Source organism: Mycobacterium asiaticum DSM 44297 (genome assembly GCF_000613245.1).
Taxonomy (GTDB): domain Bacteria; phylum Actinomycetota; class Actinomycetes; order Mycobacteriales; family Mycobacteriaceae; genus Mycobacterium; species Mycobacterium asiaticum.
The window spans coordinates 911,040-923,681 of the sequence record NZ_HG964938.1 but is presented as its reverse complement, the minus strand read 5'-3'; the positions used below and the strand labels follow the sequence as shown (position 1 = coordinate 923,681).

Here is a 12,642-nt window from a genome sequence, read left to right as displayed (position 1 = left end):
GGGACTGCGCCGGGGGGCAGCGTCAGAATCTGCCCGGATTAAACCGAGCGAACTCCAGTGGCCTGGGGGCCCTTAGGGCTGTGGCCGATCTCGAACTCGACCTTCTGGTTCTCTTCGAGGGTGCGGAAGCCCGTCCCCTGGATCTCCGTGTAGTGGACAAAAACATCCGCGGAACCGTCCTCGGGGGCGATGAAACCGAACCCCTTCTCCGCGTTGAACCACTTCACAGTTCCCTGTGGCATCTCTCGATCTTTCCTTTTCTATCTGGGTGCGGGGCTCGCCTTTCGATGCCCCGGGCCAGCCGCGACCGCCATACCTTCGCGGAGTCGCCGGAACTTCACCCGACAGATAACCTCGCAGGAACCGCGACCGCAACGTCGATCCTGCGAAAGTTTTACACGAACACAGAAGCTGCGACCGCACTCAGTCAACCATGTTCGTGGCGTCGGCGACAGCCTGGAGCCGGAACGGCGGATCAATTTACGTCAGCGTCATCCCGCAGGTTAGGAGCGAGAGAGGAGTGTGATGCCGAGTTTCGGCAGCGAACTGCTTGCCGCGGCGCTGGCCGGTACCGCCACCGACGAGCATCCACTGCGGCATGTCACCGAGCTACCGCCCCGCACCGGGCGGCCGCACGGGTGGCCGCAGTGGGCCTCGCCGCAGGTAATCCGCGCGTTCAACGCCCGCGGCATCGGCACCCCCTGGTCGCATCAGTCCGAGGCCGCGGAGTTGGCCCACGCCGGGCGCCATGTCGTGATCAGCACTGGCACCGCGTCGGGCAAGTCACTGGCCTATCAGCTACCGGTGCTCAATGCGCTGGCGACCGATCCGCGGGCCCGCGTGTTGTATCTGTCGCCGACGAAGGCGTTGGGCCATGACCAGCTGCGTGCGGCGCACGGTCTGGTGACCGCGGTTCCGCTCGACGACGTGGCGCCGACAGCCTACGACGGGGACAGCCCCACCGAGGTGCGGCGCTTTGCCCGCGAGCGGTCCCGGTGGATCTTCTCCAACCCCGACATGATTCACCTGTCGATACTGCGCAATCACGCTCGGTGGGCGGTGCTGCTACGAGGGTTGCGGTTCGTCGTGGTCGACGAATGCCACTACTACCGTGGGGTGTTCGGTTCCAATGTCGCGATGGTGCTGCGCCGGCTGCTGCGGCTGTGCGCGCGGTACTCGTCGTATCCGACGGTGGTTTTCGCCAGCGCGACGACGGACTCGCCCGGCGCGACGGCCGCCGAGCTCATCGGGCAGCCGGTCGAGGAGGTCGTCGAGGACGGGTCCCCGCAGGCGCCCGCACGGTGGCGTTGTGGGAACCGGCGTTGCTGACCGAGCTGACCGGCGAGAACGGCGCACCGGTACGACGGTCGGCGGGGGCCGAGGCCGCCCGGGTGATGGCCGACCTGATCGTGGAGGGCGCGCAGACATTGACTTTCGTGCGGTCACGCCGCGCCGCCGAATTAACCGCACTGGGCGCCCAGGCCCGGCTGGCCGATACCGCACCGCACCTGACCGGCACGGTGGCGTCCTACCGCGCCGGGTATCTCGCGGAGGATCGCACCGCGCTGGAGAAAGCGCTGGCCGACGGCCGGCTACGCGGGCTGGCGACGACCAACGCCCTGGAACTGGGTGTCGATATCGCCGGACTGGACGCCGTGGTGCTGGCCGGTTTTCCCGGAACCGTCGCCTCGTTCTGGCAACAGGCCGGACGGTCCGGGCGGCGCGGCCAGGGCGCCCTGGTGGTGTTGATCGCCCGAGACGACCCGCTGGACACCTATCTGGTGCACCACCCCGCCGCGCTGCTGGGCAAGCCCGTCGAACGGGTGGTGATCGACCCCGGCAATCCCTACATCCTCGGACCGCAGCTGCTCTGCGCGGCAACCGAACTTCCGCTGGAAGATAGCGAGGTGCGGGCGCTGAACGCGGTCGACGTGGCCGAAGGATTGGTCGACGACGGGCTGCTGAAACGGAGGGGCGGCAGATACTTTCCGGCACCCGGCATGGAACCCCATGGCGCGGTGGACATTCGGGGATCCATCGGGGGCCAGATCATCATCGTCGAGGCCGACACCGGGCGACTGCTGGGCAGCACCGGGGTCGGACAGGCGCCGGCGTCGATCCACCCCGGGGCGGTCTATCTACACCAAGGCGAGAGCTACGTCGTCGACTCGCTGGATCTCGAGGAGGGTATCGCGTTCGTCCACGACGAGGACCCCGGCTATTCGACCTTCGCCCGCGAACTCACCGACATCTCGGTCACCGGCCAGGGTGAGCGGTCACTCTTCGGGCCGGTGACGCTGGGACTGGTACCGGTGACGGTGACCCATCAGGTGGTCGGGTACCTGCGCCGGCGAGCCAACGGCGAAGTGATCGACTTCATCGAACTGGACATGCCGCGGGCCACCTTGCCGACCTTTGCGGTCATGTACACGATCGAGCTAGAAGCATTAGAGCGCAACGACATAGCACCGTTGCGGGTGCCGGGTTCGTTGCACGCCGCCGAGCACGCGGCCATCGGGCTGCTGCCGTTGGTGGCCAGCTGCGACCGGGGCGACATCGGCGGCCTGTCGACCGCTATCGGCCCCGACGGGTTGCCGACCGTCTTCGTCTACGACGGCCATCCGGGCGGTGCCGGATTCGCCGAACGCGGGTTCCGCAAGGCAACCACCTGGCTGGGCGCTACTGCGGCGGCCATCGAGGCGTGTGAATGCCGCAGCGGGTGCCCATCGTGCGTGCAGTCGCCCAAGTGCGGCAATGCCAACGATCCGCTGGACAAGGCGGGTGCGGTCGCCGTGCTGCGACTGGTGCTTGCCGAATTGAGCGATCCCCGAAATTGAGCTGGGGGCTGACGGTTGACGCCTCGGGGTGGGCCGCGCCGGAGGTGCCCGAGCCAGTTCGCGATCTAAGTCTTCGCGCCGGAGTCCTGCGGGCGCTTGAGCAAACCGATGAAAAATTGTTATTCCATTCACCCACAAGCGGCGATACGGTGCACGTGTTGAATAGCTGCAACGTGATCAGACACTGGCCGAGTCTGGTGAAGACGCCGAAAGGTGTTTGATGTCGTTTTTCAATGCGGTGCCCGATGCGATGGGCGTGGCCGCGGTTGAGCTGGCGGGCATCAATTCTGTGATCCAGACCGCCAACGCGGCCGCTGCCCTCCCTACCACTGCGATTCCGGCCCCCGCGCAGGATCAGGTATCGGCGGCCGTCGCTGCGCTGTACTCGAAGTACGCCCGCGGTTACCAAGCGCTCGGCACCCAGGTAGCGGCCTTTCACGACCAGTTCGTCCGCGCGTTGAGCTCGAGCGCCGGCACGTATGCGTTGGGAGAGGCGGCCAATGCCGCGGCGATGCAGAGCCCATTGCCACACCTGATCCCGCCCGTCCAGGCGCCGGTCAAGCCGGCGGACGGGCCGCCAATCTTCGGCCCCGAGAGCGCGGCCGAAGGCGAGCACGGCGGGTGGGTCGCGCCGAGCGAGGTCGCCGGTGGGTCGGCTGCACCCGTGGATAGCGGCAACGTGGACGCCACCGCAATGTCCGCCGCTGGCGGCAACACCTCGGTAGGCGCTGCGGGATCCGGTGGGGTGAGCGCGGTGGGTGGCGTCGGAACCGGCTCCTTCTGGCGCGACGCGGGCCACCAGGGCGGTGGCCTGTTCGCTACCTGGGGGTCCGGCGGCTTACCTGCCGACGGCGAGGACCGACGCGGGGTCGAATCCGGCGGACTGCTGAGCCGCCTGATGCTGTCAGGCGATGGCCAGGACGCGCGTAGCGCGGCAGGCCAACCGAAGGATGGTCGGAATGCAGCGGCGGGGACGCGGTGCCCTTTCCGGATCACCAGGTCGTGGCCGGACCGCTGGCTTTCCAACGCATTGCGTCGCAACGGCACCGCTGGGGCGACACTGCGAGCGGCGCGACCGACAGCCCACCCCTCGGCGCACACGGCCAACCTGTCGTAACTTGTTGTAGCGCAGGGTAACTGACGAATGCGATGGCAAATGAGCTGCACACCAAGGGGTTTCGCTGACATGACAGATCCGGCCGAACGGGAACGCAACCAGATACGTTGAGGAATCCGATGGACGGCGACCGACCCCTCGACGGTCGACCTCCACGGACCTGCTTTTAGCGCCGGACAAAACGATCCAGCACTCCCTCAAAACGCGAGTGCAGCAGGAAATTTACCTGGGATCAAGTCTCGAATGCAACAACAACGTGGCCGACTTCACGGCGAGATTTGGGCTTATATCGGGCGCACAGTATGACAAACCCCTTGATGCAATACCGAGAAGTGTTGCGCTGTCGAGAAATCCCTACTGTCACGCTCGACTGGAGGTCACCGGCGGGCTTGCTGTGCGGCGGCAAAGTTTCGGACACAATGGATTTGACGCCACTGTCAACGCTGGGCAACATTCGACAAACGCTTGCCTTCCGCAATTGCGTCGGCGCCAGTGCGAGCGCCAATTCGACAGCCAATTCGACACTGCCGAGCCTGCAACGGCGAGTCCCCGGGCAATGTCCCGACGGGCGATCAGTAAGCTCCCCAGCATGGCCCACGACTGGTTGCTCGTGGAGACGCTGGGGGACGAACCCGCCGTCGTCGCGCAGGGGCGGCAACTGAAGAACCTCGTCCCGATCACTACCTTCCTGCGTCGCAGCCCGTACCTGGCTGCCGTCAAGACGGCGATCGCGGAGTCGGTGCAGACGGGACAGTCGTTGTCCAGCATCACCCCGAAGAGCGACCGTGTCATCCGCACCGAACCGGTGATGATGTCCGACGGGCGTATTCACGGGGTGCACGTGTGGACCGGCCCGATCGACGAGGAGCCGCCCGAGCGGCCCATCCCCGGTCCGTTGAAGTGGGATCTCACCTGCGGGGTGGCCACCGACACCCCCGAGTCGCTGGCCAACAGCGGCAAGAATCCCGAAGTCGAGGTCACCTTCGGCAGGGCCTTCGCCGAGGATCTGCCGTCGCGGGAGCTCAATCCGAACGAGACCAAGGTGCTGGCCATGGCGGTGCGGGCCGAACCCGGGCTGACCCTGTGCAGCACCTGGGACCTCACCGACTGGGAGGGAAACCCGGTCCGGATCGGATTCACCGCCCGCAGTGCACTAGAGCCGGGCCCCGACGGTCGCGACCATCTGATAGCGCGGGCCATGAATTGGCGCACCGAGCGCAAGGGTCCCGCGGTCGCGGCCGACGATCTGGCGCAACGCATCCTGCGGGGGCTTGCGCAAGCCGGCGTCCATCGAGCACTCGTCGACCTCAAAAACTGGACGCTGCTGAAATGGCTCGACGAGCCCTGCTCTTTCTACGACTGGCGCAGCAGCGAAGCCGACAAACCACGGGTCCATCCCGACGACGAGCAGGTCATGCTCTCGATGACCAAGGAATTCGCCAACGGTGCGACCAGCCGGGTGTTGCGGCTCCCCGGGCGAGACACCGACTGGGTGCCGGTGCACGTCACCGTCAACCGGGTGGAGCTCGAGCCGGAAACCTTCGCCGGCCTACTCTCGCTGCGGCTGCCCACCGACGAGGAGCTCGCCGCAGCCGATTTCTCCAACGCTTCTTCGGGAGAAGAGGGCTAAAACCCGGCGTCATCGCTTATCCGTGGGTCCCGCCCGCGCGGAAGCCCGGGCAACACCGGCGAGCGGGACCGGCACCTCCAACGCGACAACGACGTCGAGGCCATCGACCCGGCACTCGACACCACCAACCCGCTGTGCCGCTACCCTCGCGCGTGCACACGCCGACTCGGCACCCTGCGGCAGCTGCGCGGCCGCCGCCAAGGCGGCCAGATCGGCCGCCGACTGCGCGCGGTGGCGCGCCGCCACCACCGAACCCACCCAGCCGGTGGCCCCGGTGACAGCCAGGAGCACCGCGATGATCGCTGCAGCGAGCACCGTCGCCGAGCCGTCCTCATCCCGGCTCGGCCGCCGAGACCGCGCGGGCACCGATTCGCAGGGCTGGCAACAGTTTCGAGTGTGCGACCACGATCGCGACCAGGAAGTCGCCGTCTCGGTACACCTGCACCTGCGCGCCAGCAGGCGCGATGCGGCGTGCCACCTCGACTGCGTGCTGACCATCGCCGCGCGCCGAAAGCCGCGCCGCCTCCCGCGCCGCGTCCACGCAGCGCACCTGCATTGACACGGCGGTGATCCCGGCGAGGCACAGCACCAGCACCACCACGAGTGCGGCGATCGCCACTGCGGCCTCCACCGTGCTGGCGCCGGCACTGGAGCTCAGACCTTGGTGCTCAGGGCTCGACCGATGATGTGGTTCAGCGCCGAAACGACGGAGTCGCCGGTCACCACCGAGTAGAGAATCGCGCCGAAAGCCGCCGCGGCGATGGTCCCGATCGCGTACTCCACCGTACTCATGCCTGACTCGTCGCTCGCCAGCACCAGCAGGCGCGCCCTGAACCGGCGAAAGATGTTGTACCGCTTCATATTCCTCCCTCAAAATAGACCTGAGTCCAGAACGTCACCGGCCAACCCGGCGATCACTGGAACGATGCCCAGGCACACGAACGCCGGCAGAAAGCAGATCCCGAGCGGACCAGCGATCAGCACCCCGGCACGTTCGGCGGCAGCGGCGGCGGCCTGCGCGGCGTCGTGGCGCGACTGGGCCGCCAGCTCGGCCACACCCTCGGCAAGCGCGGTGCCCGACGAGGCCGATCGCCGGGCCAGCCGCAGCAGCCCCTCGGTCTGAGAGTCGATCCCGTCCGGTGGCGCTGACCACGCGACCGCCGGATCAGCACCCAACGCCAACAGGTCGGCGGCCCGACGCAACACTGACGCCAGCCGTGGCGGTGCGGCACGGGAGGCCGCGGCCGCGGCCGCCGAGACCGCCATGCCCGCCGCCAGGCACACAGCGAGCACGTCCAGCCCGGACGCCACCCCCAAGGGATCCGGCCCGGCTGCGCGCCGCGCCCCCCTGGGGATGCGGCGCGCCGCGCCGGCGCGGGCACGCACCATCGACGGGCCCGCCCCTATCAACAGCGCCGCCGCCAACAGCACCGCCGCGATACTCATGTCGACACCACGCGATCGGTGATGCGATCCGACCACAACACCCCGGCACACGCCAGCGCCAGACCGACCAGAAGAAACCAACCGCCGGTGCCGAGCAAGAAGCGCAGCGGCCGGGCACCGAGCAGCTCTCCGAGTAGGACGCCGAGCACCGGGAGTCCCGCCAGGATGGCCGCGGTGGCGCGGGCGCCCGCCAGGCTCGACGCCACCTTCGCCGAGAATTGCTGTCGCGCAGCAATGTCCCGTTGCGCGGCCCGCATCAGGGTCGCGATCGCCAGCCCGTGCTCACTCGCCAGTTGCCAGCAGACCGCCAGACGCTCCCAATGCCGGGGCAGCGCCGACGAACCCGCCGCGGTGCGCAGCCCGGCCGCCACATCGGCGCCCAGGCGCGCCCGCGCCGCGACGGTGCGCAGCGAGCCTGACACCGGTCCATCGGTCTCGTCGGCGGCAACATCGAAGGCGTGAACGGGATGGGCACCGACCCGCAGTTCACCGACCAGCACGTCCAAACCCGCTTGTAGCGCAAGCCCTTCCGTCGCCGCGCGCCGGTTGCGGCGCCGCCGCCACCGGCGCAGGCCAAGGGTCGCTGCACTCAACGCGACCGCCAAGACAGTGGTCAGCTGCCAGAGCCAGATCGCAACCACCAACCCAGACACGCCCGCCGCGGCGACAACCCACGGGCGGCCGAAGATTTTCCGGTGCGCTTGCGGGGTGGGCGCCAGTCGGCAACGTGGTGACGGTGGCATCGCCAACAACGCCAACGACAACAGCAGCGCGGCAAGTTGCAGCCCGGTCATGCCGCGACCCGGCTTTGCAGCAACGCGCGCAATTCGACGGCCTCGGCGGTCATCCCGCTGTCGGCATGCCATGCGGTGACCACGCGGACACGTCCACTGTCGCCCTGACATAACACGGCGATCTCCTGCAGCCGACGGCGGCCGGCCCGGTTGCGCGTGACGTGCAGCACCACCTGGACCGCCGCCGCCAGTTGACTGTGCAGCGCGGGGCGGTCCAGCCCGCCCAGCGCGCCCAGCGCTTCCAACCGCGCGGGCACTTCGCCCGGGCTGTTGGCGTGGACCGTGCCCGCTCCGCCCTCGTGCCCGGTGTTCAGGGCGGCGAGCAGATCCACCACTTCGGCACCCCTGACTTCGCCGACGACGATCCGGTCGGGCCGCATTCGTAACGCCTGCCGGACGAGTTGACGGACGGTCACCTCACCCACGCCTTCGACGTTCGGCCGCCGGGCAACCAGCTTCACCAGATGCGGGTGGCGCGGCGCCAACTCAGCGGCGTCCTCCACGCAGACGATCCGTTCGGCCGGTGAGACCGCCCCGAGCATCGCCGCCAGCAGGGTGGTCTTGCCGGCCCCCGTGCCACCACACACCAGGAAGGCCAGCCGAGCGTTGATGATGTCCGCGATCAGCCGACCCGCCTCTCCCGTGATGGCGCCCGCAGCAGCCAGGGCGGCCAAGTCCTGGGTGGCCGGCCGTAACACCCGTAGCGAGAGGCAGGTGCCGTTGGCTGCCACTGGCGGCAACACGGCGTGCAGCCGGACCGCGAACCCGCCGGCACCAATACCGGTCAGCAGCCCGTCCACCCACGGCTGCGCGTCGTCGAGGCGGCGCCCGGCGGTCAATGCCAGCCGTTGCGCCAGCCGCCGCACGGCGGCCTCATCGGTGAACCGAATGGAGCTGCGCTGCAGGCCGTTTCCGTCGTCGACCCAGACCGCGTCGGGCGCGGTCACCAAGACGTCGGTGGCGCCGTCTATGCACAACAGCGGTTCGAGGATGCCGGCGCCGGTCAGCTCGGTCTGCAGCAGCCGGAGATTGGCCAACACCTCGGTGTCACCGACGATCCCGCCCGACTCTGCCCGGATCGCGGCCGCCACTACATTCGGCCGCAACGGGCCAGGCTCGGCCGCCAATCGCTCACGCACCCGCTCAATCAACGACGCGCTCATGCGGCCCTGCCGTTCGGCGCTCTCCGGCCATTGGGAAGTACACCCAACACCGACCGCGCGGCCGTGGCTAGTGCGGATCGCCGCCCCAGTCGCAGCCCGCCGTGTTCGAGCCGCTCGGCCAACCGCGGCTCGGCGCGCAGCGCCGCCAGCAGCGGCAGCCCGGTGATGTCGGCGACCTCAGCCGCTCGCAGACCGCCCGGGGCCGGTCCCCGCACCACCAGCCCGAGATTCGGGTTGATCGACGCCAGTACCGGACCGAAGGTCGCGGCGGCCGCACACGCCCGCACATCGCATCGGCTGACCATCACCACCAGGTCTGCTCCGTCGAGCGCGACGTGCGTCGCCTCGGTCAGCCGCCTCGGCAGGTCGCACACGACGGTCACTCCCCCGCGTCGCCCGGCATCGACGATGGCGTCCACTGGGCCGGCCTCCGCCTCGTAGCCCCGCCGGGTGCCCGACAACACGCTGATTCCTCGGTGCCGTGGCAGCGCCTCGCGCATCGCCGGCCAGTTCAACCGTCCGCCTTGCAACGCCAGGTCAGGCCACCGCAAGCCGGGCGTGGTGTCGCTGCCCAGCAACAAATCGATGCCTCCGGCCCACGGATCGAGGTCCAGCAGGAGCGCCTTGGAAGCAACCAGCGCCAGGGCGACGGCGAACAACGATGCCCCGGCACCGCCACAGCTGCCGACGACGGCGACGGCTTCACCGAGCGCATTCTCGTCGCGCGCCGATTCGGCGGCGCGGGCCAGTTCGCCAACGAGTTCGTGTTCCTGCTGCGGCACCCTCAACACGCGCTCGGCACCGACGGCGACGGCCGCCGTCCAAGTGTCGACCCCGGCTTCGGCGCTGGTGAGGATGCTGACGTGGGCCCGCCGCGGCAGCGCTGTCTGGCCGTAATGGTCGGCCGCAGCTTGGTCGAGCACCACCGCCGCGGCCGCCGCCCACGTTTTCCTGCTCACCGGATTCGGCCCGTCGGCATGCACCACCCGCACGCCGACGGCGGCACCGATGCGGTCCAGCTCGTCGCGCAATTCAGGTTCGGCCAGTACCGCCAGCACGCCGCAACCGGCCGATTCCCGGCGCGAGGGATCCGTCATTCCTCCACCGTGCTCGCCCACCGATCTTGGACACCAGTGCCAAAGCCCGATCTGTGGATAAGAACGAGGCTGTGGACAAACGGTTCGCTGAGGACCCGCTCGGTCAGGGGTTGTCGGCTTCCCCGCAACGCATCGGACAACAAGTGTGTGCAGAATCCGGGCGAGAATTTTTGCCCCACAAAAGGGACGACCCCCGCCAGGGGGGGAGGAGGCGGAGGTCGTCGTGTATCAGCCCCGGGGGGTCGGGCTGATGCACCCTCGGCTCAGGGCCGAGTAATGCTTACTATACACATGCCAGCCGGGCTTCACGCAAGTACCGCGTTGAAAGAAAAGTACGGCTTGACCCGTGAAAACACCGCGGGCAGAACGACAAGATAGGGATTCAGCCGTCCGATTCGGGCTCAACCTCACGGCATCTCCGGATCGCGGACCTATGCTGGATTGGTGACCGCCCCCGACTCGGCCGCGACGCAGCAAACCTCGACGCAAACGCCGGTAGCCGCTGACCCGGGCCCCCGCACCGCTGCGTTCTTCGACTTGGACAAGACCATCATCGCCAAGTCCAGCACACTGGCCTTCAGCAAACCCTTCTTCGCGCAAGGCCTGCTTAACCGGCGGGCGGTGCTGAAGTCGAGCTATGCACAGTTCATCTTCCTGCTCTCCGGCGCCGATCATGACCAGATGGATCGGATGCGCACTCATCTGGCCAACATGTGCACCGGCTGGGACGTCGCGCAGGTGAAGTCGATCGTCAACGAGACGCTCCACGACATCGTGACGCCACTGGTGTTCGCCGAAGCTGCAGATCTCATCGCCGCCCACAAACTTTGTGGACGCGACGTCGTGGTGGTCTCGGCCTCGGGCGAGGAGATCGTGGCGCCGATCGCCAGGGCGCTGGGCGCCACCCACGCGATGGCAACCCGGATGGTCGTCGAAGACGGCAAATACACCGGCGAGGTCGCCTTCTACTGCTACGGCGAAGGCAAGGTGCAAGCGATCCGCGAGCTCGCCGCGCGCGAGGGCTATCCGCTGGAGCATTGCTACGCCTACTCCGACTCGATCACCGACCTGCCAATGCTTGAAGCTGTGGGCCACCCCTCGGTCGTGAACCCCGATCGCACCCTGCGCAAGGAAGCCGTCGAACGCGGTTGGCCGGTGTTGTCGTTCTCCCGGCCGGTGTCGTTGCGCGACCGGATTCCGGCGCCCTCGGGGGCTGCCGTCGCCACCACGGCCGCGGTCGGGATCAGCGCCCTGGCCGCCGGCGCGGTCACCTACGCGCTGTTGCGTCGCTTCGCCTTTTAGAAAGGCGCTTTCTGGTGGCGCCGGTTCTAGCACTGGCGTCCCACCTTTCTCAATCGCCCCGTAGCAAACACGTGAAGCGCGCAATACGAAGCTTTCCGCTATCCCGGCCCAACTTTGACGCTCCTAGGCCTTGCTGAGCCTGTGGTCTAGTAGTACAAAGGAGTCACGGCAGCCCGGTGAGGCCAAGGTCGATCCGGAAGAGAAGGATCGTTCTCCCGACCCGGGCACCCAGCACGGTTTCCGGCACCCACGCTGCGTCATAGCCGCGATAATGGCAGAAGTGTTGCGGGCCTGCGTAATTGCGAAATACGGATTGCCTCGACGGCCCTTTGGGTGGGGCTGCAGCAGGAAGTGTCGCAAACGCGCCGAGGCCACCCACGCAGCCCACAGGTGCACGCTTGGTAACCGGATGACCGTGCTGGCGGGCGGCGATCGAACCTCTTCGGTCGTCGCCCGCTTCGCATTTCGGACCAGGCCAGGCGACAGGTGTTCGGTGGTCTGCCGGCTAGCGTCCCGGCAAAGACTCCGCAATTGAGATGGCTTCCTGCGCACCGGACCTCAACGCGCGACAACACAGCACCAACCAGCTGGCCACTCCGTCGGGTGTGCCCGAGGCGAACTTGCTAGCGGCATCACGGTAGGCAGCGGGCTGGCGCATCCAATTCACTTCTGGCACACCGAGTCCGTGCGGGTCCAATCCCGTCGCGATCGTGATCAACCGGGACACCGCGCGCGCCACCACACCGTCGGCGCTGCCAAACGGTCTGAGCGTCAACAACTCTCCGTGCGCCACCGCAGCGACCACCGGTGCTGACGCCTGGGTGGGCCGGGTCGTCATTTCAGCCAGTAGCTCCAGCCGCGGCGCGATTTGCGGGTCGCTGCGCGGGCGGCCCAACCGCTCGTCGCCCACCTGGTCGGTCGCCGCCAGCACGTGTAACCGCGCCAGCGCCTGCAGCGGCGCCTTCTGCCAAACCGCGATCAACGGACCGCCGCCACCCTCGAGCGCCTGGGCCACCCGCAGCGCCCCACCGAAGACTGGGTCCTGGACGCCGGCGGCATCAGCAACATCGTCAAGTCGCACCGGACCGCCGTCGAGCACCGAGGAAGCCCGCGCCGCCCGCAACGACGCCTCGGCGGCGGTCACCGGCCAGCCACGCAGATTGGCGCGATGCCGGTGGGCACGGCCCAGCGCTTCGCGGGCCCGGTCGCTTGCTTCGGCCACACCGGGCAGGTCCATCAGCGGCGCCAACGGGTCA

At 68.2% G+C, this 12,642-nt stretch carries 12 protein-coding genes and 1 pseudogene; 4 read left to right on the top strand and 9 right to left on the bottom strand.

Annotation, left to right across the window (positions count from 1 at the left end):
• Positions 1-38 precede the first annotated feature (38 nt).
• Positions 39-242, bottom strand: a complete 204-nt coding sequence (gene cspA / locus BN972_RS23270; RefSeq protein ID WP_036363014.1) for a cold shock protein CspA — start codon at positions 240-242, stop codon at positions 39-41.
• A 283-nt stretch (positions 243-525) separates the two neighbouring features.
• On the opposite strand from cspA, the pseudogene BN972_RS23265 reads away from it, so the two are divergent.
• From BN972_RS23265 to BN972_RS23255, 3 genes and pseudogenes are all read left to right on the top strand, one after another.
• A pseudogene (locus BN972_RS23265) lies at positions 526-2,837 on the top strand (DEAD/DEAH box helicase).
• Positions 2,838-3,057: 220 nt separating this feature from the next.
• A complete protein-coding gene (locus BN972_RS23260) occupies positions 3,058-3,954 on the top strand; it encodes a PE family protein (protein ID WP_051545741.1) in 897 nt (298 codons plus the stop codon).
• A 589-nt stretch (positions 3,955-4,543) separates the two neighbouring features.
• Positions 4,544-5,584, top strand: coding sequence for a PAS domain-containing protein (locus BN972_RS23255; protein ID WP_036363842.1), 1,041 nt, complete (start codon positions 4,544-4,546; stop codon positions 5,582-5,584).
• Positions 5,585-5,593: 9 nt separating this feature from the next.
• On the opposite strand, the gene BN972_RS28495 is transcribed toward BN972_RS23255, so the two are convergent.
• From BN972_RS28495 to ssd, 7 genes are read right to left on the bottom strand one after another with little or no spacing between them, the layout of a single operon-like run.
• Positions 5,594-5,950 (bottom strand): Rv3654c family TadE-like protein, encoded by a 357-nt coding sequence (locus BN972_RS28495; RefSeq protein ID WP_235192554.1) that lies wholly within the window; start codon positions 5,948-5,950, stop codon positions 5,594-5,596.
• Positions 5,916-6,215 carry a TadE family type IV pilus minor pilin gene (locus BN972_RS30610; protein ID WP_280514653.1) on the bottom strand — a complete coding sequence of 100 codons (300 nt, stop codon included), beginning with the start codon at positions 6,213-6,215 and terminating at the stop codon, positions 5,916-5,918. The genes BN972_RS28495 and BN972_RS30610 overlap by 35 nt, the downstream gene beginning before the upstream one ends.
• A 23-nt stretch (positions 6,216-6,238) precedes the next feature.
• Positions 6,239-6,445 carry a DUF4244 domain-containing protein gene (locus BN972_RS23240; RefSeq protein WP_036363011.1) on the bottom strand — a complete coding sequence of 69 codons (207 nt, stop codon included), beginning with the start codon at positions 6,443-6,445 and terminating at the stop codon, positions 6,239-6,241.
• A 9-nt stretch (positions 6,446-6,454) separates the two neighbouring features.
• Complete coding sequence (locus BN972_RS23235; protein WP_099051179.1) at positions 6,455-7,030, bottom strand: type II secretion system F family protein; 576 nt, start codon at positions 7,028-7,030, stop codon at positions 6,455-6,457.
• Positions 7,027-7,824, bottom strand: a complete 798-nt coding sequence (locus BN972_RS23230) for a type II secretion system F family protein (protein ID WP_036363008.1) — start codon at positions 7,822-7,824, stop codon at positions 7,027-7,029. Before BN972_RS23230 ends, BN972_RS23235 begins: the two co-directional genes overlap by 4 nt.
• The gene (locus BN972_RS23225) at positions 7,821-8,987 is read right to left on the bottom strand and encodes a TadA family conjugal transfer-associated ATPase (protein WP_036363004.1); all 1,167 of its coding nucleotides are present in this window, start codon (positions 8,985-8,987) and stop codon (positions 7,821-7,823) included. Before BN972_RS23225 ends, BN972_RS23230 begins: the two co-directional genes overlap by 4 nt.
• On the bottom strand, positions 8,984-10,084 hold the full coding sequence (ssd, locus tag BN972_RS23220) for a septum site-determining protein Ssd (protein WP_036362996.1): 1,101 nt from the start codon (positions 10,082-10,084) through the stop codon (positions 8,984-8,986). Before ssd ends, BN972_RS23225 begins: the two co-directional genes overlap by 4 nt.
• Before the next feature lie 444 nt (positions 10,085-10,528).
• Here ssd and BN972_RS23215 point away from each other — a divergent pair, with 444 nt between their 5' ends.
• Positions 10,529-11,386, top strand: coding sequence for an HAD-IB family hydrolase (locus BN972_RS23215; RefSeq protein ID WP_036362992.1), 858 nt, complete (start codon positions 10,529-10,531; stop codon positions 11,384-11,386).
• Between the two features lie 505 nt (positions 11,387-11,891).
• On the opposite strand, the gene BN972_RS23210 is transcribed toward BN972_RS23215, so the two are convergent.
• Positions 11,892-12,623, bottom strand: coding sequence for a Fic family protein (locus BN972_RS23210; RefSeq protein ID WP_036363831.1), 732 nt, complete (start codon positions 12,621-12,623; stop codon positions 11,892-11,894).
• Positions 12,624-12,642: the final 19 nt, after the last annotated feature.

What these genes read in the sequence shown, in the direction of transcription:
- ssd (WP_036362996.1), bottom strand. Translation starts at nt 10,084, where the DNA reads ATGACGGATCCCTCGCGCCGGGAATCGGCCGGTTGCGGCGTGCTGGCG.
- BN972_RS23210 (WP_036363831.1), bottom strand. Translation starts at nt 12,623, where the DNA reads ATGGACCTGCCCGGTGTGGCCGAAGCAAGCGACCGGGCCCGCGAAGCG.
- BN972_RS23235 (WP_099051179.1), bottom strand. Translation starts at nt 7,030, where the DNA reads ATGAGTATCGCGGCGGTGCTGTTGGCGGCGGCGCTGTTGATAGGGGCG.
- cspA (WP_036363014.1), bottom strand. Translation starts at nt 242, where the DNA reads ATGCCACAGGGAACTGTGAAGTGGTTCAACGCGGAGAAGGGGTTCGGT.
- BN972_RS23255 (WP_036363842.1), top strand. Translation starts at nt 4,544, where the DNA reads ATGGCCCACGACTGGTTGCTCGTGGAGACGCTGGGGGACGAACCCGCC.
- BN972_RS23260 (WP_051545741.1), top strand. Translation starts at nt 3,058, where the DNA reads ATGTCGTTTTTCAATGCGGTGCCCGATGCGATGGGCGTGGCCGCGGTT.
- BN972_RS23240 (WP_036363011.1), bottom strand. Translation starts at nt 6,445, where the DNA reads ATGAAGCGGTACAACATCTTTCGCCGGTTCAGGGCGCGCCTGCTGGTG.
- BN972_RS23225 (WP_036363004.1), bottom strand. Translation starts at nt 8,987, where the DNA reads ATGAGCGCGTCGTTGATTGAGCGGGTGCGTGAGCGATTGGCGGCCGAG.
- BN972_RS23230 (WP_036363008.1), bottom strand. Translation starts at nt 7,824, where the DNA reads ATGACCGGGCTGCAACTTGCCGCGCTGCTGTTGTCGTTGGCGTTGTTG.